This is a genomic window from Microvirga sp. 17 mud 1-3, from assembly GCF_003151255.1.
In the GTDB taxonomy this organism is placed as follows: Bacteria; Pseudomonadota; Alphaproteobacteria; order Rhizobiales; family Beijerinckiaceae; genus Microvirga.
In genome coordinates this window covers 2106874-2132328 of record NZ_CP029481.1, presented here as the reverse complement: position 1 = coordinate 2132328, position 25455 = coordinate 2106874, and the positions used below count along the sequence as shown (strand labels likewise).

The 25455-nt window shown below is 62.4% G+C and carries 22 protein-coding genes and 1 tRNA gene; 12 read left to right on the top strand and 11 right to left on the bottom strand.

The window, feature by feature from the left end:
• The first annotated feature begins 214 nt into the window (after positions 1–214).
• The 10 genes from eutB to C4E04_RS10070 all read left to right on the top strand — a co-directional run bounded on the left by eutB (position 215) and on the right by C4E04_RS10070 (position 10592).
• Positions 215–1213 (top strand): hydroxyectoine utilization dehydratase EutB, encoded by a 999-nt coding sequence (eutB, locus tag C4E04_RS10115; RefSeq protein ID WP_109600989.1) that lies wholly within the window; start codon positions 215–217, stop codon positions 1211–1213.
• The gene (gene eutC, locus C4E04_RS10110; RefSeq protein ID WP_109597297.1) at positions 1213–2226 is read left to right on the top strand and encodes an ectoine utilization protein EutC; all 1014 of its coding nucleotides are present in this window, start codon (positions 1213–1215) and stop codon (positions 2224–2226) included. The genes eutB and eutC overlap by 1 nt, the downstream gene beginning before the upstream one ends.
• A complete protein-coding gene (gene doeA / locus C4E04_RS10105) occupies positions 2223–3404 on the top strand; it encodes an ectoine hydrolase DoeA (RefSeq protein ID WP_109597296.1) in 1182 nt (393 codons plus the stop codon). Before eutC ends, doeA begins: the two co-directional genes overlap by 4 nt.
• 4 nt (positions 3405–3408) lie before the next feature.
• Positions 3409–4419, top strand: a complete 1011-nt coding sequence (gene doeB, locus C4E04_RS10100; RefSeq protein WP_109597294.1) for a N(2)-acetyl-L-2,4-diaminobutanoate deacetylase DoeB — start codon at positions 3409–3411, stop codon at positions 4417–4419.
• A gap of 75 nt (positions 4420–4494) precedes the next feature.
• Positions 4495–5346 carry an ectoine/hydroxyectoine ABC transporter substrate-binding protein EhuB gene (gene ehuB, locus C4E04_RS10095; protein WP_109597293.1) on the top strand — a complete coding sequence of 284 codons (852 nt, stop codon included), beginning with the start codon at positions 4495–4497 and terminating at the stop codon, positions 5344–5346.
• Between the two features lie 82 nt (positions 5347–5428).
• Positions 5429–6094: an ectoine/hydroxyectoine ABC transporter permease subunit EhuC gene (ehuC, locus tag C4E04_RS10090; protein ID WP_109597292.1), complete on the top strand. Its 666-nt coding sequence runs from the start codon at positions 5429–5431 to the stop codon at positions 6092–6094.
• Entirely contained in the window at positions 6091–6783 is a 693-nt protein-coding gene (ehuD, locus tag C4E04_RS10085) for an ectoine/hydroxyectoine ABC transporter permease subunit EhuD (RefSeq protein ID WP_109597290.1), read from the top strand. The genes ehuC and ehuD overlap by 4 nt, the downstream gene beginning before the upstream one ends.
• The gene (gene ehuA / locus C4E04_RS10080; protein WP_109597289.1) at positions 6780–7547 is read left to right on the top strand and encodes an ectoine/hydroxyectoine ABC transporter ATP-binding protein EhuA; all 768 of its coding nucleotides are present in this window, start codon (positions 6780–6782) and stop codon (positions 7545–7547) included. The genes ehuD and ehuA overlap by 4 nt, the downstream gene beginning before the upstream one ends.
• Positions 7548–7684: 137 nt before the next feature.
• Positions 7685–9187: an NAD-dependent succinate-semialdehyde dehydrogenase gene (locus C4E04_RS10075; protein ID WP_371682061.1), complete on the top strand. Its 1503-nt coding sequence runs from the start codon at positions 7685–7687 to the stop codon at positions 9185–9187.
• A gap of 13 nt (positions 9188–9200) precedes the next feature.
• Complete coding sequence (locus C4E04_RS10070) at positions 9201–10592, top strand: aspartate aminotransferase family protein (protein WP_109597287.1); 1392 nt, start codon at positions 9201–9203, stop codon at positions 10590–10592.
• A gap of 44 nt (positions 10593–10636) precedes the next feature.
• Here the strand turns inward: C4E04_RS10070 and C4E04_RS10065 are convergent, their stop codons facing one another.
• The 9 genes from C4E04_RS10065 to C4E04_RS10025 all read right to left on the bottom strand — a co-directional run bounded on the left by C4E04_RS10065 (position 10637) and on the right by C4E04_RS10025 (position 21269).
• Positions 10637–12283, bottom strand: coding sequence for an MFS transporter (locus C4E04_RS10065; protein ID WP_109597285.1), 1647 nt, complete (start codon positions 12281–12283; stop codon positions 10637–10639).
• Positions 12284–12416: 133 nt separating this feature from the next.
• On the bottom strand, positions 12417–13214 hold the full coding sequence (locus C4E04_RS10060) for an MBL fold metallo-hydrolase (RefSeq protein ID WP_109600986.1): 798 nt from the start codon (positions 13212–13214) through the stop codon (positions 12417–12419).
• Between the two features lies 1 nt (position 13215).
• Positions 13216–14004 (bottom strand): TatD family hydrolase, encoded by a 789-nt coding sequence (locus C4E04_RS10055; protein ID WP_109597284.1) that lies wholly within the window; start codon positions 14002–14004, stop codon positions 13216–13218.
• A 99-nt stretch (positions 14005–14103) separates the two neighbouring features.
• Entirely contained in the window at positions 14104–15420 is a 1317-nt protein-coding gene (locus C4E04_RS10050) for a family 1 glycosylhydrolase (protein ID WP_109597283.1), read from the bottom strand.
• 44 nt (positions 15421–15464) lie between these two features.
• The gene (gene metG / locus C4E04_RS10045; protein WP_109597280.1) at positions 15465–17015 is read right to left on the bottom strand and encodes a methionine--tRNA ligase; all 1551 of its coding nucleotides are present in this window, start codon (positions 17013–17015) and stop codon (positions 15465–15467) included.
• Between the two features lie 38 nt (positions 17016–17053).
• Positions 17054–18127 (bottom strand): DNA polymerase III subunit delta', encoded by a 1074-nt coding sequence (locus C4E04_RS10040; RefSeq protein WP_109597277.1) that lies wholly within the window; start codon positions 18125–18127, stop codon positions 17054–17056.
• A complete protein-coding gene (tmk, locus tag C4E04_RS10035) occupies positions 18117–18788 on the bottom strand; it encodes a dTMP kinase (RefSeq protein WP_109597275.1) in 672 nt (223 codons plus the stop codon). The genes C4E04_RS10040 and tmk overlap by 11 nt, the downstream gene beginning before the upstream one ends.
• Complete coding sequence (locus tag C4E04_RS10030) at positions 18788–20005, bottom strand: D-alanyl-D-alanine carboxypeptidase family protein (RefSeq protein ID WP_109597273.1); 1218 nt, start codon at positions 20003–20005, stop codon at positions 18788–18790. The genes tmk and C4E04_RS10030 overlap by 1 nt, the downstream gene beginning before the upstream one ends.
• Before the next feature lie 250 nt (positions 20006–20255).
• The gene (locus tag C4E04_RS10025; protein WP_109600984.1) at positions 20256–21269 is read right to left on the bottom strand and encodes a septal ring lytic transglycosylase RlpA family protein; all 1014 of its coding nucleotides are present in this window, start codon (positions 21267–21269) and stop codon (positions 20256–20258) included.
• A gap of 401 nt (positions 21270–21670) precedes the next feature.
• On the opposite strand from C4E04_RS10025, the gene C4E04_RS10020 reads away from it, so the two are divergent.
• Positions 21671–21760, top strand: a tRNA-Ser gene (locus C4E04_RS10020).
• A 97-nt stretch (positions 21761–21857) separates the two neighbouring features.
• Here the strand turns inward: C4E04_RS10020 and C4E04_RS10015 are convergent.
• Positions 21858–22310 (bottom strand): PilZ domain-containing protein, encoded by a 453-nt coding sequence (locus tag C4E04_RS10015; protein WP_109597271.1) that lies wholly within the window; start codon positions 22308–22310, stop codon positions 21858–21860.
• A gap of 264 nt (positions 22311–22574) precedes the next feature.
• On the opposite strand from C4E04_RS10015, the gene rimO reads away from it, so the two are divergent.
• Positions 22575–23891 (top strand): 30S ribosomal protein S12 methylthiotransferase RimO, encoded by a 1317-nt coding sequence (rimO, locus tag C4E04_RS10010; protein ID WP_109597269.1) that lies wholly within the window; start codon positions 22575–22577, stop codon positions 23889–23891.
• Positions 23892–24011: 120 nt separating this feature from the next.
• On the opposite strand, the gene lpdA is transcribed toward rimO, so the two are convergent.
• Positions 24012–25448: a dihydrolipoyl dehydrogenase gene (gene lpdA, locus C4E04_RS10005; protein WP_109597268.1), complete on the bottom strand. Its 1437-nt coding sequence runs from the start codon at positions 25446–25448 to the stop codon at positions 24012–24014.
• Positions 25449–25455 lie beyond the last annotated feature (7 nt).

The following is a 25455-nucleotide window of genomic DNA, read 5'->3' as shown; positions in this document are numbered from 1 at the left end:
TCTCAAGAGAAATTGTTTCATGACAATGTAAGGATTGACATGAACTTGAGCGCATCACACCATCGCTTTGTCCTGGCGAGAGATGACGGATGCAATCAATGCCTGCCGCCACGTTTTGCTTTGAAACACCTTGGGCCGTCCTGTCCAAACATGGGCGGCGGCTTTCCATAGCTTTCTCGTCTCGCTGTCTTGGCGGCTCATCGGATTGCAGCGCATGACAGCGATTGCGCTCGAACAAATCAGAGAGGCAAGGAAGAGGATTGAGAGCCGTGTCCTGCGCACGCCCCTTGTCTCCTCCTCAAGTCTCTCGGCCCGCTGCGGCGTTCCGATCCATCTCAAACTCGAGACTCGGCAGTCGACAGGCAGCTTCAAGCTGCGCGGTGCGACAAATGCCGTGCTTTCTCTGGATGACGAGGCTAGGAAACGCGGCCTCGTCACAGCTTCAACCGGAAATCATGGCCGTGCACTGGCCACCGCCGCACAGGCCGCCGGCACGCGTGCTGTCGTATGCATGTCCGCCCTGGTGCCTGGTAACAAGGTCGAGGCCGTTCGTGCGCTCGGAGCCGATGTCCGGATCGTCGGCCGCTCGCAAGACGACGCCCAGAAGGAGGTAGATCGTCTCGTGCGAGAGCAAGGCCTCACGGCGGTTCCTCCTTTCGATCACGCTGCTATCATTGCCGGACAGGGAACGATTGGCCTCGAAATCGCCGAGGACAGGCCTGAGGTCGAGCTCGTCCTTGTGCCACTCTCCGGCGGCGGCCTGGCCGCAGGCGTCGCCGCGGCGCTTAAAGGCGCCCTGCCAAATGTCCACGTCGTCGGTGTCTCAATGGCCCGCGGCGCCGCCATGTATGAGAGCCTGCGTGCTGGGCAGCCTGTTCCGGTTGAGGAGCTGGATACCCTGGCCGACTCCCTCGGCGGGGGGATCGGACTTGATAACCGCTACACCTTCGCGATGTGCCGCGACCTGCTCGACGATGTCATCCTGCTGACAGAGGATGAAATTGCCGAAGGTATTCGCCACGCTTTTGCGCACGAGGGCGAGGTCGTGGAGGGAGCTGGAGCGGTCGGCATTGCGGCGCTGCTCGCCGGCAAGGTCACGCCATCCGGTCCTACGGCCATCGTCGTTTCAGGGCGCAATATCGACGAGGCGCGACATCGCCAGATTATCGATGCGGGCTTCGGCAAGGTGTCTCTGTCGGGAGGGCGGATCTGATGGCCCGTATGCTGGTTCTTACGGAACCCGATCTGCGCCGGGTCGTTCAGCTCGATGCCAGCGCCGTGTCCTGCATTGAAGATGCTTTCAGGTCTTTGGCGACCAAACCGGTCGTCATGCCTCCTATTCTCCGGCTCGACATCGCGGAACACCGCGGCGAAGTCGACGTGAAGACCGCCTACGTGCCGGGGCTGGACGGCTTTGCAATTAAGGTCAGCCCTGGATTCTTCGATAATCCCAAGCTTGGCTTACCCAGCCTCAACGGCCTCATGATCCTCCTCAGCACGAAGACTGGCCTCGTGGAGGCGCTTCTGCTGGACAATGGATATCTTACGGACATCCGCACGGCTGCCGCCGGTGCTGTCGCGGCCAAGCACTTGGCACGGCCCGACGCGCGGAGCGCCGCCATCTTCGGAGCAGGGCTGCAGGCTCGCCTGCAACTGCAGGCTCTCATGCTCGTCCGTCCAATCGAAAGGGCCTCGATCTGGGCCCGGGATCCAGACAAGGCTGCCTCGACCGCGCGGGACATGGCAAGGCAGCTCGGTATCCCGGTCGAAGCTGGCTCGACCCCCGAACAAGCCTGCAATCAAGCCGATATCATCGTCACGACGACTCCTGCCGAACATCCGATCCTGAAGGCCGAATGGCTTCGACCCGGGCAGCACATCACCGCGATGGGCTCGGATTCCGAGCACAAGAACGAGGTCGCGCCCGAAATCCTCCTCCGCGTGTCTTATTTTGCCGACAGCGTTGCTCAAACGCGGCGGCTCGGCGAGTTGCACCACGCAATTCGTGCTGGCCTGATCGCGGAGGACCGGACCTTCCCCGAGTTGGGCAAGGTCATTGCGGGACAAGTTCCCGGGCGCGAGGACAGGGATGCCATCACTCTGTGCGACCTGACCGGAACGGGCGTGCAGGACACTGCCATCGCGACCCTCGCCCGCAGCCGCGCCGCCGAAGCCGGGGCGGGCCGCCCGATCGACACACAAGAACCAACCGGAGGAAGCCTGTGAGCGCGCCTAATCTCAATTTCAGCCGAGAGGAATATGCCGAGCGGCTCGCAAAAACCCGTAGGGCCATGGAGAAGGCCGGGATCGACCTCCTGATCGTCACCGATCCGTCCAACATGCACTGGCTGACAGGTTATGATGGCTGGTCCTTTTACGTGCATCAATGCGTGCTCGTACCGCCGGATGGAGAGCCGATCTGGTACGGACGCGGCCAGGATGCCAATGGCGCGAAGCGGACCGCCTATCTGAAGCACGACAACATCATCGGCTACCCGGATCACTACGTTCAGTCGACCGAGCGCCATCCCATGGACTTCCTGTCCAGCATCATCACGGATCGCGGATGGGACAAGGGCACCATCGCGGTCGAGATGGACAATTACTATTTCTCGGCTGCAGCCTATCTCTCGCTCACCAAGCACCTGCCGAATGCCCGCTTCAAGGATGCCCTGTCGCTTGTGAACTGGCAGCGTGCCGTCAAGAGTCCAACGGAAATCGCCTATATGAAGAAGGCGGGACGCATCGTCGAGGCCATGCATCGACGTATCCTCGAGAAGGTCGAACCGGGGCTACGCAAGAACGACCTTGTGGCTGAAATCTACGACGCGGGCCTGCGAGGTGTGGATGGATATGGTGGTGATTACGCGGCCATCGTTCCGCTGCTTCCCTCAGGCGAAGAAGCCTCTGCCCCGCACCTGACCTGGGACGACCGCCCCATGCGGAACGGCGAAGGCACGTTCTTCGAAATTGCGGGCTGCTACAAGCGCTACCATTGCCCTCTGTCGCGCACGGTTTTTCTCGGAAAGCCCACGCAAGCCTTTATCGATGCCGAGAAGGCCGTGCTGGAGGGCATGGAAGCTGGTCTCGCAGCCGCCAAACCCGGGAATGTGTGCGAGGATATCGCCAATGCATTCTTCGCCGTTCTGGCCCGTTACGGCATCGTTAAAGACAATCGGACCGGATACCCGATCGGGCTGAGCTACCCGCCGGACTGGGGCGAGCGTACCATGAGCCTGCGCCCCGGCGACCGAACGGTACTCGAGCCTGGCATGACCTTCCATTTCATGACCGGCCTATGGCTGGAGAACATGGGCCTGGAGATCACCGAGAGCATCGTCATCACCGACACCGGGGTCGAATGCCTTTCGAATGTACCCCGCCAGCTTTTCGTGAAAGCCTGAGATCATGAAGCTCGTCCAGCGCCCCTCCCCGATTGCGGCGAATGTCAGCTTTGAGGTCGACGGCGTGCAGCATGGTCATCTCCGGCTCCCTTATAGCCGGGATGATTCCGCATGGGGCTCGGTGATGGTTCCGATCACTGTCGTCAAGCGGGGCGACGGGCCGACGGCTTTGCTGACTGGCGGCAATCACGGGGACGAATATGAAGGCCCCATCGCCCTGTTCGACCTCGCGCGAACGCTTAAGGCGGAAGACATCCAGGGTCGCGTCATCATCGTGCCTGCGATGAACTACCCTGCCTTTCGGGCGGGCACCCGGACCTCCCCGATCGATCGCGGGAACATGAATCGCAGCTTCCCGGGTCGCCCGGACGGGACGGTCACCGAGAAGATTGCGGATTATTTTCAGCGCATTCTGCTGCCAATGGCGGATATCGTTCTAGACTTCCATTCAGGCGGGCGGACCCTCGATTTTCTCCCCTATGCGGCCGCCCACGCGTTGCCCGACAAGGAGCAGGAGCGCCGTTGCTTCGAAGCAGTTGCGGCCTTTGCGGCTCCCTACTCCATGAGAATGGTCGAGATTGACGCTGTCGGCATGTACGACACAGCGGCCGAGGAGATGGGCAAGGTCTTCGTCACCACCGAGTTGTCGGGCGGCGGCACGGCGTCGGCGAAGACCGCCGGGATTGCCAAGCGTGGCGTCATGAACGTCCTCAAACACGCAGGGATCGTTTCGGGCGCGCCTGATCGCAGTCGAACTCGCTGGCTCGACATGCCGTCGGACGACTGCTTCGTCTTCGCACAGGACGATGGTCTCCTCGAGCCCTATGTCGACCTCGGTGACCCAATCCGGGCTGGCGATGTCATCGCCCGTGTCCATCCTATTGGACGCACGGGACAAGCTCCGGCCGAATACCAGGCGAAACTCGACGGTGTGCTCGCCGCCCGTCACTTCCCCGGCCTCGTCAAGATGGGCGACTGCCTGGCGGTCGTCGCAACCATGGAGGACGCAATCTGAACCCAACCCGCCAGCATCGACGCTGCAAGCCGGGCTAACCGGCACGCGGACCCTTATACCAGAGGAGAAGACTACATGCATAAGACCCTTTGTTACGGTATCGCTGCTCTCGCCCTTGCGGTCGGCATGGGAGGAGCCAGTGCCCTGACGCTCGATGAGGTCAAGAGCGCGGGATATGTTCAGGGCGCGACAGCCAACGAAGTGCCCTACGGCTATATGAAAGAGGACGGTACGGCGGCTGGCATCGGGCCGGATGTCGCCATCGCGGTCTTCAAGCGAATGGGCATCAACGAGGTCAACTGGACAGTGACCCCATTCGGCACCCTTATTCCTGGCCTGAAGGCCCGTCGCTTCGCCTTTGCGGCGGCCGAACAGAACATTTCGCCGGAGCGGTGCAAGCAGGTCACCTTTACGGAGCCGAATTCCAGCTACGGCGAAGGCCTTCTCGTAAAGAAAGGGAACCCGAAGAAACTGACCACTTACGCCGACATCGCGAAGGACCCGTCCCTGAAGGTGGCCGTCGTCTCAGGCGCGAACAACATCGACTTCCTGCGCGCCGTTGGCGTGAAGGACAATCAGATCATCATCATTCAGGCCAATGCCGATGCCCTTTCGACGGTTCAGACGCGGGCTGATGCCTACGCGGCAACGGAGCTGACCGTCTCCAAGCTTGCCGAAGGTGGCAAGGATGTGGAGCAGGTGAAGCCCTTCACGGATCCGGTCGTCAATGGAAAGCCGGTTCGTAATTATGGTGGGTTCGCGTTCCGCCCGGAGGACAAGGATCTTTATGATGCCTTCAACAAAGCCCTCGTCGAGTTCCGGAAAACGGACGACTACAAGAAGATCCTCACATCCTACGGCCTGAGCGAGGAGAGCATCAAGGCCGCTGCGGCCAAGAACGTCGCCGATCTCTGCGCCGGCAAGTAGTCCTGCGCCGACAAGATCCAGTTCCTCCGGCTATGGCCGTCGAGCCTTGGCCGGGGGACACGCTCGTGAGGAGATCTCGACGATGACGTGGATACAATACCTGGCACCTCTAATGAAAGGGGCACAGATCACCATCGTGATCTCGCTGGCGTCGATTGCACTAGGCGGGATCATCGCCTTCGTTGCTGGCATTGCAAGGATTTCGAGCAACCCGATCCTCTCCGGAATTGCGTTTACTTACATCGCGCTCTTTCGCGGAACGCCACTGCTCGTGCAGCTCTTCTGGTTCTATTATGCGCTTCCCCTGATTGGGATATCGTTCGATCCGATCACTACCGGCATCATGACACTCTCCCTCCTGACCGGAGCCTTCGGGGCCGAGGTGGTGCGCGGGGCCCTCCTTGCCGTCCCGCCGGCCCAACATGAGGCCGCGAGAGCGCTGAACTTCAGCAAATCCTATACTTTGTGGCACATCAGTATGCCGCAGGCGATCATCGAGATGATGCCGGCCTTCGGCAATCTGGCGATCCAGAACCTCAAGGACACGGCCCTCGTCTCGCTCATCTCGATTGCGGATCTTACCTTCCAGGCCCAGTCCCTGCGCAACATCACTCTCGACAGCGCAACGGTCTATACTCTCACGCTGCTGGGTTATTTCATCATCGCGCTGTTCCTGATGTTCATCATGCGCTTCATCGAGATGAAACTGCGGCGCGGCGCTGCCTTTCCCAGGGATGCCCACTCATGATGTACGGCTATGAATGGGACACCTCCTCGACCCTCGCCTTCGCGACGTCGATCCTACCAATCCTTGGGATCGGCCTTATCGTCACGCTGAAGGCGGCCGCCGTAGGCTATGCCATCGCGCTCGTGCTCGGACTTGTCCTGGCGCTCCTGCGCCGCAGTCGGGTCAAGGCCGTTTCATGGGCGGTGGCCTGTTTCACCGAATTCGTGCGCGACACGCCACTCCTCGTCCAGCTCTTCTTTCTCTATTACGTCCTGCCGGATTTCGGCATCGTCCTGCCTGCCTTCATGACGGGTGCCCTGGCTCTCGGCCTGCAATACTCGGCCTATACGTCGGAAGTTTATCGGGGCGGCATCAATGCGATCCCGCGCGGTCAGTGGGAGGCGGCGACCGCCCTCAACCTGACGCGGCTCCAACTCTATCGGGATATCGTCATTCCTCAGATGATCCCTCGCATCGTCCCTTCATTGGGCAATTACCTGGTATCGATGCTGAAAGAGACGCCAGTCCTCTCGGTCGTCACGGTACTCGACATGCTCGGTCTCGCCAACATGATCGGCGAGCGGACCTTCGACTATCTCGTGCCGCTCTCCATGGTCGGCCTGATTTTTCTCCCCCTCACCCTCACCTGCTCGGCTCTCATACATTTCATTGAGAGAATTCTGCCTAAGGCCGGGATTCCCCTACGATGACATCCATCATCCGTTTCCAGAATGTGACCAAGCGCTTCGGGGCCCTGACGGTCCTGGATAACTTCAACTTCGATGTCCGCCAGGGGGAGAAGGTTACCCTGATCGGCCCATCGGGCTCCGGAAAATCTACGGTCCTGCGCATTCTGATGACGCTGGAGCCTTTCCAGGAAGGGAAGCTGGAACTGGCCGGGATCAGCTATCATGAGCTCAACGGACGCGGTCCGTTCAAAGCCAGCGACAAGCATCTCCATAAGATCCGCAGCAATGTCGGCATGGTGTTTCAGAGTTTCAACCTGTTTCCGCATATGACCGTCCTGCGGAACATCGTCGAGGCACCGGTCGCCGTCTTGAAGATGCGTCGCGACGAGGCGGAAGCCCGGGCGATCGAGCTCCTGCGCATGGTGGGACTTCTCGACAAGAAGGATCAGTACCCGAGCCAACTGTCGGGCGGACAGCAGCAGCGTGTCGCCATCGCGCGGGCGCTCGCCATGCGCCCACGTGTTCTCCTGTTCGATGAGCCAACCTCGGCGCTCGATCCTCAGCTCGTCGGCGAGGTCCTCGCGGTCATTCGTGGGCTTGCTCACGAACATGACCTCACCATGCTTCTCGTCACCCATGAGATGCGCTTTGCCCGGGAGGTGTCGGATCGCGTCTGCTTCTTCGACAAGGGGCGGATCGTCGAGCAAGGCGAACCTGACCGCTTCTTCAGCAATCCTGAGCAGCCGCGCACGAGGGAGTTCCTAAGCTCCATTCTCGCCGGCTGATCTCCGGCAGAGTCTCGGTACCGCGTAACGAAAACCGAGAGTCTCTCTGCCGCCTCGGCGGAAAACCGAAACTGTCTCGCTCCGACACCCAGTAGAATGCGAGGCATCGGTTTCCAGGAGAGCACCGCATGAACGCGATGACACACCCGACCGCATCCATCCCGGCGACAATGGACACTCATCCCGCATTATCCCGACTGAAAGACCCCCGTCTCTTGCGCGAGATGGCCTATATCGGTGGACGCTGGACCGGGGCGCAATCGGATGCGCGCTTCGAGGTCCGCGACCCGGCCTCGGGACTGACCGTGGCCCGCGTGTCCCGTCTTGGTGCGAACGACGCTGCACAAGCCGTTGCCGCCGCCGCCGACGCGCTGCCGGACTGGAAGAACCTTTTGCCACAGAAGCGCGCCGCACTTCTGCGAGCCTGGTACGAACTCATCATCGAGGCTCGCGGGGACCTGGCCCTCATCATGACCCTGGAGCAGGGTAAGCCGCTCTCCGAGTCCCTCGGCGAGATCGATTATGCTGCCTCCTTCGTGGAGTGGTTCGCCGAGGAGGCGAAGCGCCTGAACGTGGAGGGCGTCACGAGCCACCTGCCTGGAGCCGAGATGGTGGTTCGGCGGGAAGCTCTTGGCGTCGCAGCCCTTCTGACCCCATGGAACTTTCCCTCTGCCATGCTGACGCGTAAAGCCGCCGCAGCTCTGGCAGCGGGCTGCACCGTGGTGGCGCATTCTTCCTCCTACACGCCTCTTTCGGCCCTGGCCCTGGCGGAACTGGCTGAGCGCGCCGGCTTTCCGGCGGGTGTTTTCAACATCGTGACGGGTGACGCGGAGCCCATCGCCAACCGCTTCTGCGACGATGCGCGTGTCCGTGTGGTGAGCTTTACGGGGTCGACGGAGATCGGTCGCAAGATTGCGGCCCGCTGCGCCGGCACCATGAAGCGCCTCGTGATGGAACTCGGCGGCCATGCGCCGTTGATTGTGTTCGAGGACGCCGACCTGGACAAGGCCGTCACGATTGCCATGGGGGCGAAGTTCGCCACGTCGGGCCAGGATTGCCTTGCGGCGAACCGCATCTACGTCCAGCGCTCGGTATATGAGGCTTTTTGCAAAGAGTTTGCACGGCGCATCGAAGGACTGAAGGTCGGCCCCGGCCTGGAGCCTGATACCGAGATCGGACCGCTGATGCACGCCAATGCCGTGTCGAAAGCCCAGGCTCAGATTGACGACGCTCTTGTCCACGGGGCACGGATGCTAACCGGAGATCGGCCAGCTGCGGGCCCGCTCTACATCACGCCGACCTTGCTCGCAGATGTCCCCGACGATGCGCTGATTATGAGCGAGGAAACCTTCGCTCCCGTTGCGGCCGTCACGGCCTTCGACACCGAGGACGAAGTCGTCGCCCGGGCCAATGCAACTGAATACGGCCTCGTCGCCTATGTGGTGACCGAGAATGGCGCAAGGGCACTGCGGCTCGGCCGGGCGCTCGAATACGGAATGGTTGCCGTGAACCGTGTGAAGATTACCGGTGCTCCCATTCCGTTCGGCGGCATGAAGCAGTCCGGTCTCGGGCGTGAAGGCTCACGTCACGGCCTCGAGGCCTTCACGGACCTGAAATACATTTGTCTCGACCTTAACTGATCCGGAGCCAGCCATGCTGAACGAAACCGACACTCTCGACAACGAACTCAATGCCTGGGACCGGGACCATTTCTTCCATCCCTCCACACACATGGCCCAGCACGCGCGCGGCGAAACCCCGAACCGCATCATCGCCGGCGGCGAGGGCGTCTACATTGTTGACCGGCAGGGCAAGCGCAGCCTGGATGCGTTTGCGGGCCTTTATTGCGTGAATGTCGGCTACGGCCGCACCAAGATCACCGATGCCATTGCGGCCCAGGCGGCAGCCCTGCCCTATTACCATGCCTATGTGGGCCATGGTTCCGAGCCTTCGATCCGCCTTGCCAAGATGATCATCGACCGTGCCCCGAAAAACATGAGCCGGGTGTTCTTCGGCCTCTCGGGGTCCGACGCCAACGAGACCAATCTCAAGCTCGTCTGGTACATCAGCAACGTCCTGGGTCGCCCGGAGAAGAAGAAGGTCATCTCGCGGTGGCGCGGCTATCATGGCTCCGGCCTGATGAGCGGCAGCCTCACAGGGCTCGCAGCCTTCCACAACCTCTTCGACCTGCCCAGGCCGCCGATCCTGCACACGGAAGCGCCCTATTATTTCCGTCGCCCCGACCGCTCCATGGATGAGGAGCAGTTCTCGCAATATTGCGCCGACAAGCTCGAGGAGATGATCCTGGCCGAGGGGCCGGAGACCGTTGCGGCCTTCATCGGTGAGCCGGTGCTGGGAACGGGCGGCATTGTTCCGCCGCCGAAAGGATATTGGGACAAAATCCAGGCGGTGCTGGCTAAATACGACATCCTGCTTATCGCCGACGAGGTGATTACAGGCTTCGGCCGCCTCGGCACGATGTTCGGCTCGGACCATTACGGCATGAAGCCGGACCTCATCACCATCGCCAAGGGACTCACTTCGGCCTATGCGCCGCTCTCCGGCGTCATCGTGTCCGAGAAGCTCTGGCGCATTCTCGAGCAGGGTTCGGATACTTTCGGTCCCATCGGCCACGGTTGGACCTATTCGTCCCACCCGCTCTGCGCCGCCGCTGGCGTCGCCAACCTGGAGGTGCTGGACGAACTCGATCTTGTGGCCAATGCCCGCGAGATGGGAGCCTATTTCAAGAAGTCCCTTGTGGACGCTGTCGGCGACCATCGCTTCGTCGGCGAGGTCCGCGGCGAGGGTCTGATGGCTGCCGTCGAATTCGTGCGCGACCGCGACGATCGGGTCTTCTTCGAGGCCTCGGAGAAAGTCGGGCCGCGCATCACGGCAGCGCTTCTTGAAAGAGGCGTGATCGGGCGCGCCATGCCGCAGGGTGACATCCTGGGCTTCGCGCCTCCCCTCTGCCTGACGAAGGAAGAGGCCGACAAGATCGTATCTGCCACGAAGTCGGCTGTAGAATCCGTCACTGCAGCTCTCTGAGGAAGAAAGGGGGGCGACGCAACCTCCCGCGCCCCTCCGCCCTTCTAAAATGTGGTGCCACGATGCGTGGCATCGGGCGGTACGCCTCCCGTCTGCCGTTCGATCATGCGATGTACGCGTGGCCGCTCTGGCCCCTGGTGGAGCGCTCTCAGGCGCTCCAGCACTTCGACATCTGCCTGAGTCATCCGCTGGTTCTGCCTGATGTAGTCCAGCCAGGTCGGGCTATGATAGCGCTCAACCCAAATGTCCGGATTTTCCAGATCGCGCAGAAGGGTCCAGTGGCGCGCCCCGTCCCGGCGGCGGATCCGCTTCCGCTCCGCCATGGTCGACAGGAAGGTCATCACGTCCTTCTCGTGGATGATCCACTCGATGGTAATGACGATAGGACCGCTACGTGGGAGGATGTTGAGCGCAATCTTGGGCTCCGTCCAGCGGTCCAGGGGATCGAGGTTGAGCGACTTCGATTCCGGTAGGGCGAAACGCAGGCCCAGCCCCGCCCCGGCAACCAGAACGGCCGCCGAGATCAAGAGCGCTTCCCCTGTGCCGAAGCTCTCAGCCAGCGCACCCCAGACCCAGCTCCCGAGCGCCATGCCTCCAAAGGTCGCCATCTGGTAGAGCGCCAGGGCTCGCCCGACGACCCACCGAGGCGATGAGAGCTGGACGGTTGCATTAAAGCTCGACAGAGCCAGCACCCAGCAGGCGCCGGCGACAGCCGTTCCCGCCATGGTCAGGACCGTGTTGGAGCTCAGCCCGGCGATGGCCGCCCCTCCTGCAAACCCGATGAAGGACATCCGCACGAGCGCCTCCATGGACATCACCTGGCGCATGCGCGCGCTTATGGCCGCTCCGGCCACGGCACCGGCACCGAAGGCGCCAAGCAGAAGTCCGTATGTGAGAGGCCCACCCTGAACCAGGTCGCGCGCGATGAGAGGCATCAACGCTTGAATAGCAATGGCCGCCAGCCCGAATACGGCTCCACGCAACAGGACGGATCCGATATGCGGCGACATGGCTACATACCGGATCCCGGCCGCCATGGCCGCCCCCAGGCTCTCGGGAGGCAAGGTGCGGCGAGGCATTGGGGGATGCCATCGGAACAAGACCAGGAGCAGGCCGATATAGCTCACCGCATTGACCGCGAAGGCCGCGAAGGCACCGGCAGCCGCGACGATCATCCCGCCGATGGCCGGCCCCACGCTCCGCGCGATATTGAACCCCATGCTGTTCAGCGCGATGGCGGAGGGCAGATCCGAGCGCGGCACCATTTCGCCCACGAGCGATTGCCAGGCCGGGCCGTTGAAGGCCGTACCGCAGCCGACGAGAAACGTGAAACCCAGCAGCAGCCAGGGAGTCATGAGACCCAAATAGCTGAAAATCGTCAGAGCAATCGACACCGAGAACAGGAAGAGCTGCGAGATCAGCATCAAATTCCGCCGGTCCGAATTGTCGGCAATCGCGCCCGCCGCGAGAGAGAACAGCATAACCGGGAGCGTGGTCGAGGCCTGCACCATGGCGACGAGGGCCGCGGAGCCGCCGATGGATGTCATCAGCCAGGCCGCACCCACGGATTGGATAAGGCCCCCGAAATTCGACGCGAGGCTCGCGATCCAGACCGCGCGGAAGACCTTATGGCGAAACGGCGCCAGAGGCGATGCACGGCTTGACGATGTTTCGGTGTCTGCGACGCTCATAAGGGCGACCTTACGGCTCCTGCGGGAGGGAGGAAGATAGGAACCCGGCTAAACTAGCGTGAGTCGGGGCGACTTCCACCGGGGACCCGAGCTCCCCGGCTTTTCCCAACTGATATCTTTCCCATCCGACGCTTCAGGCAGCCTCGATCCGAAGGCCGTCATAGGCTGGCTCCACATGCGGGGGCAGCATGCGGTGCAAGTCGTCGTAGTCCAGATCCGTATGAAGATTGGTCAGAATGGCCCGTTTCGGGCGGACGCGTTCGATGAACTCGAGCGCTTCGGGCACCGAGAAATGGGTCGGGTGCGGTGTATAGCGCAAGGCATCAAGGATCAGCACGTCGAGATCGTAGAGACGCTCCACGGCCGCCTCGGGCATCATGCTGACGTCCGGCGCATAGGCAATGTCGCCGAAGCGGAAACCGAGCGCATCGATATCACCGTGGACCATCCGGAACGGCAAAGCTTCGATCTCGCCGCCCGGCCCACCGATGACCACCGGACGCCCATCCTGGAGCCGTCTCGCCTCCAGGATCGGTGGGTATCCGCTCCCGGGCGGTGTCTCGAAGCAATAACCGAAGCGGCTCATCAGCAATTCGCCCGTGACCCGGCCCGCGTAAGTCGGAATTCGGCGGCGCATGGCGATCACGATAGGACGAAGGTCGTCGATGCCGTGGGTGTGGTCCGCATGCTCATGAGTGATCAGCACTGCGTCGAGGCGCGTGACGCCGGCGCTCAGGAGTTGCTCCCGGAGGTCAGGCGAGGTGTCCACAAGCACGCTCGTGGTGCCGGCAGACCCTCTCTTCTCCACTAGGACGGAGCAGCGCCGCCGCCGATTGCGCGGATTCTCGGGGTTGCAGGCGCCCCACCCGACCGCCACGCGCGGAACACCGCCGGAGGACCCGCAGCCGAGGATCGTCAGGACGAAACTCATGTCACCGCCCATTCGCCTCCGCAGCCTTGGAGAAAAGCCGGTAGAAGTTCGCCGTCGTGATCGCGGCAACCTCGGCCTCCGGAACGCCGATGACGTCCGCCAGGACGCGGGCCGTATGGGCCACATAGGCGGGCTCGTTCGTCTTTCCCCTGTAGGGAATGGGCGCCAGGTAGGGAGCGTCCGTCTCGACCAGGAGCCTGTCACGGGGAACGAGGCCGGCGATCCGGCGGATCTCCTCCGAGTTTCTGAAGGTCAGGATACCCGAAAAGGATACATAGAGACCCAGTTCCACACCTACGGACGCCAGCTTCTCGCCTGAGGAGAAGCAGTGGAGAACAGCCTTGAACGGCCCTCGTTCCATCTCGTCGGTCAGGATGGCGATCATGTCCTCGTCAGCGTCACGGGCATGGATAACGAGGGGCAGGCCCGTCCCGCGGGCGGCCGCGATGTGGGTTCGGAACACCTGCTGCTGCACGTCGCGGGGGCTCTTGTCATAGAAGTAATCGAGGCCTGCCTCACCGATGGCAATGCAGCGGGGATGCCGGGAAAGCTCGACGATCCGCTCCACGGGCACGTCCGGCTCTGTTGCGGCATTGTGCGGATGGGTTCCCACAGAGAAGAAGACGGCCTCGTGCGCCTCCGCCAAGCCACGGTAGGTCTCGTAGCGGCCGACAAGGGTGGAGATCGTGACCATGCGCTTGACGCCCGCCGCGTCGGCAGCAGCCAGAACGTCCGGCAAACGGTCCCGTAGATCCGGAAAGTCCAGATGGCAGTGGCTATCGATCAACATGCGGAAAGGCCCCTCCTCTTCCGGCGGTCCCGTAAGGCTCCCATAAAGCGGATAGGGTGACGTTCGTCCAGACCGCCTATGCAGGAAGACGGCGGCGGCTCACTGGGCGGCCTGCTGGAGAGCCTCTTCCTCCTCCTCGTTCTGGCGCATGACCCGCGTGACCTCCCGGTGCCGCCGCACCGGACCCTCGTCGTATTCGCTCGGAAGGGAAACCGGGACCTTGAGGCAGACGCTTTGGGCCGGCAGCACGTCGCGCCAGTCGCGGATCAACTGCCGGTAGGCGCGCCCTACAGGCCGGATATTTCGGTCGAGATCATAAAGCCCGACCGGCGTAGGCCGATTGTTCTCCTTGCGGAGGGCCACGTCCCAGTCCATCTGGTCCGTCAGGGAATACCAGGTGAAGCCTACGATCGGCACGCCCGTGTTGCGGATGCGCAGGACGTTGGCCCATTGCTTCCACAGCCAGTTGACGGCCTCGTCGCCGCACGGGCCCTCCATGATGTTCGTCTCGGTATGCATAACCGGCAGCTTGTAGCGGTCATAGTACTGCCGGGTGATCTCGTCATATCCGAACACATCTCCGGCAGAGCGGGTGTGGCCGTTTTCCTGAACCCGATGCTCGTTGGTGATGTAATAATCATTGCCCATGATGCAGTGATGGCGAAGGGCCGAGCGATTGAGGAAGAAATGGTATTCCTCCCGCGTCATGCCGCTATCCATCAGGTATTCGTACATCTCGGAGTCGACACGCCTTCCATAATTGAGGTCGAGCGACAGGAACCTCTTGGAGTTCATGACCTCGGCCGGCTTGATGGCCGCGGGATTCTCCGCATGGAAATATTCCGTCGACTCGCTCTGAATGAAGATCGCGTCGGGCCGGACCTTCAGGATCTGCTCCATGGCGAGGACATTCGCCTTCACGATGTGTTTGAGAGCCGTCACGAAGCCCTCATCGGAGGTCAACTGCTCATTCCACCAGCCGTAGGCCGCCGAGAACAGGGCGCAGATAAACATCTCGTTGATGGGGGTATAGAGCTGCACCCACGGATAGCGCCTGGCAAAATCACGGGCATAAATGGAGAAAAGCTCAGGAAAGTCCGGGTTCTGGAAGTTCCCGATCCAGTCCGGTACGCCGAAGTGGCATAGATCGACGATCGGGATCAGGTCCCGCCGCTCGATTTCTCCGAAGGTCATATCCGCAAAGGACCAATCGTACCGTCCTGGCCCCAAAAAGGTCAGATGAAGCGGCGGTCCATAGCGCAGGACGTCGATCTCGAGCTCCCGGAGCAGATCGAAATCCGTCCTCCAGTGCTCGTAATGGCCGCATTTCTCCATCTCGTCGATGCGGGTGCGGCCATTGTTGATGGTCGGGATGCTGTTTTCGATCCCGGTGGCAAACATGAAGGTCGTGTACATCGAGACTTCCGCTGAGGCCCAGGAGGCCATCTGAAGCGGAAGCGTCAGACGGCCTCCGCCTCCACATAACGCGGGAAGATCGGCTCAGGTTGCGGAAGGGCAGTCCCAGGCTTCAAGCGATGGGAGGGGTCGATCTGCGCCAAGCCACGGTCCGATTCCGGAATCGCCAGGAGATTCAAGAGCTTGCTCGCTGCTACAGGCACGAAAGGCTGGGCCAGGATACCAACCGCTCGCAGAACTTCCGCGGTCACGTACAGCACGGTCGCCATACGCGCCGGGTCCTGCTTACGAAGCACCCAGGGCTCCTGGGAGGCAAAGTAGCGGTTCGCCTCCGCCACGACCGCCCAGATCTCGCTCAAGGCCGTGTGAAGCGCAAAGTCCTTCAGTGCCGCCCGTGCCTTGCCCGGTAGAGCGTCTGCCTGCCAGAGCATGTCCTGATCTGCCTGGGTGAAGGCTCCTGGCTCCGGAACGGCCGCCCCGCAATTCTTGGCGATCATCGACAGGGAGCGCTGGGCAAGGTTTCCGAGATCGTTCGCCAAGTCCGCATTGATGCGGTTGACGATGGCTTCATGGGAATAATTGCCGTCCTGTCCGAATGGCACTTCCCTTAGGAAGAAGTACCGCAGCTGGTCCACACCATATGTGTCGGCCAGTTCGAAGGGGTCGATCACATTGCCGACCGACTTCGACATCTTCTCGCCGCGATTGAACAGGAAGCCGTGGCCGAAGACGCGCTTGGGCAACGGAATGCCCGCGGACATCAGGAAGGCCGGCCAATAGACCGTATGGAACCGGACGATGTCCTTGCCGATGATATGGACATCGGCGGGCCAGTAGTGCCAGCGGGGATTGTTTTCGTCCGGGAAGCCGCAGCCCGTCAGGTAGTTGTTGAGGGCATCAACCCACACATACATGACGTGCTTCGGATCTCCCTGAACCGGCAGCCCCCATTTGAACGTCGTACGGCTGATCGAAAGGTCCTGCAGGCCTGCCCGGACGAAGCTGACGATCTCGTTCCGACGCGTCTCGGGGCTGACGAAGTCGGGATTCGCCTCGTAAAACGCCAGGAGCCGATCCTGGTAAGCAGAGAGGCGGAAGAAATAGCTCTCCTCCTCGATCCACTCTACGGGCGTCCCCGTGGGCGCGCGCCAGCTCCCGTCGGGCTGTTTCGTCAGCTCGCTTTCGTCGTAATAGGCCTCGTCGCGCACCGAGTACCAGCCGGCATATTTGGAGAGATAGATGTCGCTATTCTCCTGCATCCGGCGCCAGAGTTCGTGCGTCGACGGCAGGTGGTCGGCATCAGTGGTGCGGATGAATCGGTCGTAGGAGCAGTTCAAGCGATCGGCCATCGCTCGGAACTTGCCGGCCATCTCGTCGACGAAGGCCTTCGGCGTGGTGCCGTTGCGGTCCGCGGTCTGCTGGATCTTGAGCCCGTGCTCGTCCGTGCCCGTCATGAAGAACACGTCGAAGCCGTCGATGCGCTTGAACCGCGCAATCGCGTCGGAGGCGACGATCTCGTAGGCATGACCGATATGGGGAGCCCCATTCGGGTACGAGATGGCCGTCGTGATGTAGAATTTTTCTTTCTCGGCCATGGCAGATCCTTGCTCGAACGATGCGTCCCGACGACGTTCTAGGCCGCCCGCCGAACCGCATCGGCAAGGTCATCGAACAGCATCAGGATGAAGGGCCGGCGGTCAAGGTTGAAGACATCGATCTCTCGCGCCGAGCGGGCGATCTTCTCACATACCTCCACCAAAGGCGCAAGGCGCTGCGGCCCAAGGCTCGCCTTCGCATGCAGCTGTGCCGTGACCCAGCGCTGCACGGTCTCGAGCATGAGATCATAGCTCTCATCCGCGTCCTTCCGGGCAAGGGCCTCGGCGAGCGAGAGCACCTGCCGCGTCTCGGCCCGGGGCAGTCGGTCAAGAAGGCTCGTGACCTGCCCGATGAAGGCGACCTTATCGGCATCGAGGAGTTCGAGGGTCCGTCGCACCGATCCCTCTCCCAGTCGCAGCGCCTGGTCGACGACATCCGCCGGCATATCGGCCCAGGGAGCGCCCAGGGAAGCAATGGCCGCTTTCACGGCAGCATCTTCGAGGGGACGCAGCAGTAGGCGCCGACAGCGCGAGCGGATCGTCGGAAGAACCCGCTGCGGCGCATGGCTGACGATGAGAAACAGCGAGCGGGGCGGCGGCTCCTCGATGACCTTCAGGAGCGCATTGGCGCTCGCGATGGTCAGGTCTTCGGCGCTGTCGACGATGCAGACGCGATAGCCGCCATCGGCCGCGGTCGACGCGAAGGTGGCCAGAGCGCGCCTGACGGCATCCACGGGAATCGTCGCGGACGCAGCCTTCTTGTCCGTAGAGGGCGCACGCCGCAGGACAGCCAGATTGGGATGTGAGAGGGCGATGATTTGCCGGGCGACGTTAGCCTGAGGGGCGACGTCGAGGCTTTCCGCACCGCCGGAGCGGGTCGGATCGAGGATGGTTCTGGCCACCCGATAGGCCAAGGTCGCCTTGCCAATCCCCTGTGGCCCACCGATCAGCCAGGCATGATGCAGGCGCCCGTTGCGAAGCCCCTCCAGAAAGGCCGCCTCCCCTCCCTCATGGCCGAAGAAGGCGAACTGCTCCCGGGGATGCGGAGCACCTTCGAAGCGGTCGGGCTCGTCCGTCTCGGACTGCCCCTGAGCCTGGCGCTCACGCGACATGGGCGGCCCTCGTCTCGCCGGTCAGTTCGGGCAACCGTTCCCGCAGGGCGGACCAGATCGCCTCCTCGATCGCATCTGGATCGCGATCCGCATCAATGACAACGCACCGCTCAGGATCGGCTTCCGCGATGGCCAGAAACGCTTCGCGCAAGGCCTGGTGGAAGCCGATCCCTTCCTGCTCGAACCTGTCCGTGCCCTCTCCAAGGTCCGCCTGGCGGCGCCCGACGCGGGAGAGACCGACCTCCGCTGGAAGATCGAGTATGAAGGTGACATCCGGGCGCAGCCCCTTGAGGGCGATCCGCTCCAGGCTTCCGATCAGTTCTGGATCCACCTGACCTGAAGCGCCCTGATAGGCCCTGGTGGAATCCGCGAAACGGTCGCAGAGCACGTGAACGCCCCTTTGGAGCGCCGGCAAAATGGTCCTGTCGACATGATCGATGCGGGCGGCCGTAAACAGCACGGCCTCTGCGAACGGCCCCAGATGCTTCGCCTTGCCTTCAAGGATGAACGCACGAATCTTTTCGGCTCGAACCGAGCCTCCAGGCTCACGGGTGGCGAGAACTTCCAGCGGAACTGCCTCGAGACGCTGTCGGAGGCGGCCGATCTGGGTCGATTTCCCTGCGCCCTCGCCTCCCTCGAAAGTGATGAAACGGCCCGTCATTAAATGCGTTCGAGAAGGCTCGAGAAGGCGCGGCGCGCCCAGCCCGTGCTGAATTCCATCAATCCGTCCAGCGCGCGCTGGCTCAACGTACCCACCTGGACGTCCTCATTGGCATAGAGCGGGACCTCGACGGCCTTCATGTCGCCCCGGCTGATTTCAAGCTTGGCCACTTCCGCCCCCTTTGCCACCGGGGCCCGGAGCGGACCGGTATAGACGATACGGGCAGTCACCCGTTCCGCCTCGCCACGAGGCACGAGTACACGAACGGGGCGCTTGGATACAAGCGGCAGAGAGCGCTGATCCCCGCCGAACACCTGAGCCTCGCCCACCACCTGCCCCTCCTGGAAGAGCTGGCGAGGCTCGAACGCCCGGAAGCCCCAATCCAGGAGCTTGCGGGATTCGCCGGCCCGATCCTTCGCGGTCTTGAGGCCGTTCACCACCACGATAAGCCTCTGGTCGTTCTGAACGGCGGACCCTACGAGACCATAGCCCGATTCTTCGATGTAGCCGGTCTTGAGCCCATCGGCTCCCATGTTGAAGGCGAATAGTGGGTTCCGGTTGCGCTGCCGGATCTTGTTCCAGGTGAACTCCTGCTCCCCGAACATCTTGTAGAGGTCCGGATAGGTCCGGATGATATGGAGAGCGAGCTTCGCCAGCTCACGGACGGTCACCTTCTGCTCCGGGTCGGGGTAGCCGGTAGGGTTGCGGAAGGTGGATTTCGTAAGACCGAGGTCCTTCGCCCGCTGGTTCATGCGCCGCGCAAAGTTCTCCTCGGTGCCTGAGATGCCCTCGGCGATTGCTATGGCGGCATCGTTACCGGACTGGACGATCAGTCCACGCAGGAGGTCCTCAACACGGACGCTCGAGTTGACCTTCGCGAACATGGATGAGCCACCCGAACGTGCGCCCCCGGTCCGCCAGGCATGTTCGGAAATCCCGAACTCGGAATCCATGGTCAGGCGGCCGTTCTTCAACTCATTGAAGACGATTTCGGCGGTCATGATCTTTGCCATGCTGGCGGGCGCGACCGGATCGTCGGCGTTCTTTTCGAAAAGGACTGCCTCGGAATCCGCGTCCAGGAGAATCGCCGTAGGTGCAGTGGTCTGGAAGGGAGCCGCCGACGCGCCTGGGCCGAAACTGCAGAGCAACGGCAAAAAGCCCAGGATCGCAAGGAGATAGAAGCGCATTCCGAAAACCGCGCGCGCAGCGAAGGCCATGATTCAACTCTTCCTTTAGGAGAGCTGAATTTGTAGCACGGTTTCGCCAAATCAATGGCAAGGCTTGGCGGCGAAAAGCCACCGCAAGGGTACATCCCCTCGGCCCAGAGCCCTATTTCTGACAGTCACACCTAGGCCGCATAAGGCAAAGCGAGAACGCTCAGGCTAGCTGAGCGGTACGCTCGTGCTCCGAAACGACCTCGAGGACCGATCCTCAGCACCGCCCCAATTCCGGGCCGGTCCTGGCCCGTCAGCGGAGGAAACGGCTCTGATCGAGCGGCCGGAAGCCTTCGCTCTTCTGGAAGCCGGAGGAGCGATTGTTCTCCGGCGCATAATAAAGCCCGGCCACCACCGGCCTCGTCGGCGGGAGGACCTTCGACGAGAGCGAGCTGACCGCAATCGGAGTTGCAGCGCCCGGAATGGTTCCGAGGTCGAACGGCCGCTCGGGCGGGAGCGGGATGCCACGAGCCGGCATGCCGGCGGAGGCCACGGCCACCGGCTCCTCGGTCGCGGATGCGAAGGCCGTTGCGACACCGTCGGACGGCGCAGGATTACGCAGTGCCACGGGCTCGACAGGAGCGGCCGGACGCGGCGTTGCCGATGCAATCATCGTCGGGCCGGCGCGGTTCAGGGAGGCAGGAATCCCGTCGGTCCGCAGGCTCGCCAGGAGAATCCGGTCGTCGCTGCCATTGGTGGAGGCAGGGCCGACATAATCGACCTGAACCCGGGCGGTGCCGGCCCGCTTGAACCCGAGGGCGAGAGCGGCACGCTCAGACACGTCGATAATGCGGTTGCCGTGGAACGGTCCGCGATCGTTCACGCGGACGATCATGGAATGCCCGTTCTGGAGATTCGTCACCCGCGCATAGCTCGGAAGAGGCATGGTCGTGTGGGCAGCGGCCACCGACACCCGGTCGAAGACCTCGCCGTTTGCCGTTTTCCTTCCATGGAAATTCGACCCGTACCAGGATGCGAGACCGACGCCGGAATAATTCGGATTTTCGCGCGGCACATAGGTGCGGCCGGCCACCACATAGGGCTTGCCGACCATCTTCTGTCCCCCGCCCTTTGGAACGGGCTGGCCATCGGCTACGACGCGTGGGCTCGGAGCTACGCCATATTTGGGGTCGATGCCGCTCCGGTTGGAGCAATTGGCGGCGGTCAGAGCAATTGCCGCAACGCCTGCAATGCGGAGGACAGTCCGATGATTGAAGGCAACTGCGTAGCCTTGCGCGGCAGCCTTTTCAGCGCGATCACAATCCATATCGCCTCGCATCCCCTTGTCCGCTTGTGCGGCGGTCCGGTTGCCCGAACCTTAGTAAGTGCATTTTGACCTGCTAAAAAAAGGTTAAACGACGCGCTTGTCAATGGCCAAGTCGCCATAATGGGAACATTGTTAAGATTACAAAATATTCAATCTATTCAAGGGCTTGCAAAATTACCTTCAAACAATCTTCAACCTTCGGCCACATTTCGTAAACAACTCCACCGCTTCAGGAAAGCCTGAATCGGCACTCCCCTAACGAAAGAGATCATCGTTGCACATGGCGGATTCTTTTCGCCTCTTATCGTTTTCCAGCGGCGTGAGTTGACGTCGGCAGGGCTGCCGCCTTAGACAGCCAATATCCCAGAAAGGATCCGGCTCCGCTGCCGGCTCTGACCTGTGGAGGGGTGGCCGAGTGGTTTAAGGCAGCGGTCTTGAAAACCGCCGTGCGGGCAACCGTACCGTGGGTTCGAATCCCACCCCCTCCGCCATTGCGGGCACGCCTGACAGGCCTCAGCCCAGGCTCGTTTCAATATCGCTTTTCAAGAAATGCCTGCCTTCATTGCATCCGGCGATGGGCCCGCTAGGTCAGCGCACGGCCCGACGTCGTCGGGCTGAGCCGAAGCGGCCAAGCCGGACCGTTGCGGCAGCAGGGCGGGGTTGCAGGCTCGGCTGTCCGTCAAGCGGGACATCTCCCACAGGTCCGATCCCCGGCGCCTCGGAGCTGGGCAGCGCAGGATACTCCGCGTCTATCTCTTCGTCCCGGAAGGATACACCGGCAAAATTGCCCCGCCGCCAGCACAGGCGCGCCGTGAAGACCTGAAGAACATGGGCAATCACGTAGAGCTGGAATGTGTCGGGCAGGTCCCAATGCTCGCGAACGGCAATGCGGGCGCCGGCCTCCGAGATCTCGTGGACCTCACAATGGATCATGGTCTCGGAGCCGATGACGATCTTGGCCGGTTGGCGGACACGGCGACGCTTGGCGCTACGAAGCTCGGTACGCTTGGGACTGGATGTCGTCGGTCCGACAAATGCCATGAGGGTGCCCGGAACAAATGGTTAACGCAACGCTAACTATTTGGCCGCATTCCCGTTCCCGCGCCAGCACCCGGAAGGATACTCACCCGGAAGGACGCGGGATTTCGGGCACTCCCCTGGGCGCTTCGGCCGCGCTGGCGCTCCGACCCGTTGTCGTGGTATCCACCGCCCCGGCTCTTCAGACAGCCCTGCCATGTTTTCGCACCGATGCGGTCCTAGGCGGGCGTCTCCGGCCTCCAAAGCCTCGAAAATGGATTTCCGCGGATGAATGCTCCCGCACCTAAAGTCTCGTTTGTATCCCTCGGCTGCCCGAAGGCGCTTGTCGATTCGGAACGGATCATCACGCAGCTCCGGGCCCAGGGCTACGAGCTGACCAAGCGTCATGACGGTGCGGACGTGGTGATCGTCAACACCTGCGGCTTCCTCGACAGCGCAAAGGCGGAATCCCTCGAGGCCATCGGCTCGGCCATGGCCGAGAATGGCAAGGTGATCGTCACCGGCTGCATGGGCGCCGAGCCGGAGCAGATCCGGGACCGCTTCCCGAACGTCCTCGCCATCACGGGACCACAGCAATACGAGAGCGTCGTCGGCGCCGTGCATCAGGCCGCGCCTCCGGCCCACGATCCCTTCGTGGATCTGGTGCCGCCCCAGGGCGTCAAGCTGACGCCGCGGCACTACGCCTATCTGAAGATTTCCGAGGGCTGCAACAACCGCTGCTCCTTCTGCATCATCCCGAAGCTGCGCGGCGACCTGGTCAGCCGCCCCATCGGGGACGTGCTGCGCGAGGCCGAGAAGCTGGCCAAGGCCGGCGTCAAGGAGATCCTCGTCATCTCCCAGGATACGAGCGCCTACGGCCTCGACATCAAGTACCAGCCCAGCCTTTGGCAGGACCGAGAGGTGCGCACGCGCTTCTACGACCTCGCCCGGGAACTCGGCGAAATGGGCCTGTGGACGCGGATGCACTACGTCTATCCCTATCCGCACGTGGACGAGGTCATTCCGCTCATGGCGGAAGGCAAGATCCTTCCTTACCTCGACATCCCTTTCCAGCACGCCTCGCCGACGGTCCTGAAGGCCATGCGCCGCCCGGCCCACCAGGAGAAGACCCTCGACCGGATCCGCAAGTGGCGGGAAATCTGCCCGGATCTCGCCATCCGCTCCACCTTCATCGTCGGTTTCCCCGGCGAGACGGATGAGGACGTGGATTTTGTGCTCGACTGGCTGAAGGAGGCCAAGCTCGACCGGGTCGGCTGCTTCCGCTACGAGCCCGTCCAGGGCGCACCGGCGAACGAACTGGCCGGAGCTGTCCCCCAAGAGGTGAAGGACGAGCGCTGGCATCGGTTCATGAAGACTCAGCGCGAGGTCAGTGCCCGCCTGCAGAAGGCCAAGGTGGGCAAGCGCCTGCCGGTCATCATCGATGAGCCCGGCGCCACCGTCGCCAAGGGGCGCACGAAATACGACGCGCCCGAGATCGACGGCAATGTCTATGTCGCCTCCCGCCGCCCCCTGCGGGCCGGAGATATCGTGACCGTCAAGATCGAGCGCTCTGACGAGTACGACCTGCACGGCACGGCGGTCTGAACACCGCATTCCCGACCGGAAACGGCGAGGGCCGGACAATGTCCGGCCCTGAAGCTCTGCAGGATGTTGAGCGGCCGCCCCTCGCCTCCGCAGGAATGCGGTGAGGCGCGAGGCCTCCCCTTACACGTGGATCACGCGACCATAAGCGTCCAGAACGCTCTCGTGCATGGTCTCGGAGAGGGTCGGATGCGGGAAGACCGCGTGGATCAGTTCTTCCTCGGTGGTCTCCAGGTTCATGGCAATCACGAAGCCCTGGATCAGCTCGGTCACCTCCGCGCCAACCATATGGGCGCCGAGAAGCTGGCCGGTCTTCTTGTCGAAGATCGTCTTCACGAGACCGTCCGGCTCGCCGAGCGCAATGGCCTTGCCGTTGCCTACGAAGGGGAAGCGGCCCACGCGGATGTCGTAGCCCTGCTCCTTCGCCTTGGCTTCCGTGAGCCCAACGGAGGCGATCTGCGGGTTGCAATAGGTGCAGCCTGGGATCTTGCCCTTGTCCATGGGATGAGTGTGGAGGCCCTTGATCGTCTCGACGCATATCACACCCTCGTGCTCCGCCTTATGGGCGAGCATGGGCGGGCCGGCGACATCACCGATGGCATAGATGCCGGGCACGTTAGTGCGGCCGAGCCCGTCGGTCACCACGGTGCCGCGCTCGATCTTCACGCCGATCTTCTCGAGGCCGAGATTCTCGATATTGCCGACGACCCCGACGGCTGAGATCATCCGCTCGGCCGTGATGGTCTGTGTGCCCTTGCCGTCCTCGATGGTAGCCGTGACGGAATTGGCGCCCTTCTCGACCTTGGCGACCTTGGCGCCGACAAGTATCTTGATGCCCTGCTTCTCGAAGCGCTTACGGGCGAGCGCCGCGATCTCCGCATCCTCTACGGGCAGGATCTGCGGCATGACCTCGACCACGGTCACCTCGACGCCCATGGTGCGGTAGAAGGAGGCGAATTCGATGCCGATGGCTCCCGAGCCCATGACGAGGAGCGATTTCGGCATCTCCTTCGGCACCATGGCCTCGAAATAGGTCCAGATCAGCTTGCCGTCCGGCTCGATGCCGGGCAGTACGCGCGGGCGTGCGCCGGTGGCCACGATGATATGCTTGGCCTGATAGGTGCCGGGCTCGAGAATACCCTTCGGAGCCGGAGTCTGCGGCTGCATGGCGGGCTTCTTCGGCGCCGTCACGACGACCTCGCCGGGCTTGGAGATCGAGGCCTCGCCCCAGATCACGTCGACCTTGTTCTTCTTGAGCAGCATGCCGACGCCGCCGTTGAGGCGACCCGAAACGCCGCGGGAGCGCTGCACCACAGCTCCCGCGTCGAAACCGATCTTCTCGGCCGAAAGACCGTAATCCTTGGCATGCTGGAAATAGTGATAGATCTCGGCCGAGCGCAGCAGCGCCTTTGTCGGGATGCAGCCCCAGTTGAGGCAGATGCCGCCGAGATGCTCGCGCTCCACGACGGCCGTTTTGAACCCGAGCTGCGCCGCCCGGATTGCCGCCACATAGCCGCCCGGCCCGCCGCCGATGACGATGATGTCGTATTGATTTGCCATGATGTCC

Coding starts and splice junctions, on each gene's coding strand:
- eutC (WP_109597297.1), top strand. CDS start 1,213: ATGGCCCGTATGCTGGTTCTTACGGAACCCGATCTGCGCCGGGTCGTT.
- C4E04_RS10040 (WP_109597277.1), bottom strand. CDS start 18,127: ATGTCGCGTGAGCGCCAGGCTCAGGGGCAGTCCGAGACGGACGAGCCC.
- ehuD (WP_109597290.1), top strand. CDS start 6,091: ATGATGTACGGCTATGAATGGGACACCTCCTCGACCCTCGCCTTCGCG.
- metG (WP_109597280.1), bottom strand. CDS start 17,015: ATGGCCGAGAAAGAAAAATTCTACATCACGACGGCCATCTCGTACCCG.
- doeB (WP_109597294.1), top strand. CDS start 3,409: ATGAAGCTCGTCCAGCGCCCCTCCCCGATTGCGGCGAATGTCAGCTTT.
- rimO (WP_109597269.1), top strand. CDS start 22,575: ATGAATGCTCCCGCACCTAAAGTCTCGTTTGTATCCCTCGGCTGCCCG.
- ehuB (WP_109597293.1), top strand. CDS start 4,495: ATGCATAAGACCCTTTGTTACGGTATCGCTGCTCTCGCCCTTGCGGTC.
- C4E04_RS10070 (WP_109597287.1), top strand. CDS start 9,201: ATGCTGAACGAAACCGACACTCTCGACAACGAACTCAATGCCTGGGAC.
- lpdA (WP_109597268.1), bottom strand. CDS start 25,448: ATGGCAAATCAATACGACATCATCGTCATCGGCGGCGGGCCGGGCGGC.
- C4E04_RS10060 (WP_109600986.1), bottom strand. CDS start 13,214: ATGAGTTTCGTCCTGACGATCCTCGGCTGCGGGTCCTCCGGCGGTGTT.
- ehuC (WP_109597292.1), top strand. CDS start 5,429: ATGACGTGGATACAATACCTGGCACCTCTAATGAAAGGGGCACAGATC.
- C4E04_RS10015 (WP_109597271.1), bottom strand. CDS start 22,310: ATGGCATTTGTCGGACCGACGACATCCAGTCCCAAGCGTACCGAGCTT.
- eutB (WP_109600989.1), top strand. CDS start 215: ATGACAGCGATTGCGCTCGAACAAATCAGAGAGGCAAGGAAGAGGATT.
- ehuA (WP_109597289.1), top strand. CDS start 6,780: ATGACATCCATCATCCGTTTCCAGAATGTGACCAAGCGCTTCGGGGCC.
- C4E04_RS10075 (WP_371682061.1), top strand. CDS start 7,685: ATGACACACCCGACCGCATCCATCCCGGCGACAATGGACACTCATCCC.
- tmk (WP_109597275.1), bottom strand. CDS start 18,788: ATGACGGGCCGTTTCATCACTTTCGAGGGAGGCGAGGGCGCAGGGAAA.
- C4E04_RS10065 (WP_109597285.1), bottom strand. CDS start 12,283: ATGAGCGTCGCAGACACCGAAACATCGTCAAGCCGTGCATCGCCTCTG.
- C4E04_RS10025 (WP_109600984.1), bottom strand. CDS start 21,269: ATGGATTGTGATCGCGCTGAAAAGGCTGCCGCGCAAGGCTACGCAGTT.
- C4E04_RS10030 (WP_109597273.1), bottom strand. CDS start 20,005: ATGGCCTTCGCTGCGCGCGCGGTTTTCGGAATGCGCTTCTATCTCCTT.
- C4E04_RS10055 (WP_109597284.1), bottom strand. CDS start 14,004: ATGTTGATCGATAGCCACTGCCATCTGGACTTTCCGGATCTACGGGAC.
- C4E04_RS10050 (WP_109597283.1), bottom strand. CDS start 15,420: ATGTACACGACCTTCATGTTTGCCACCGGGATCGAAAACAGCATCCCG.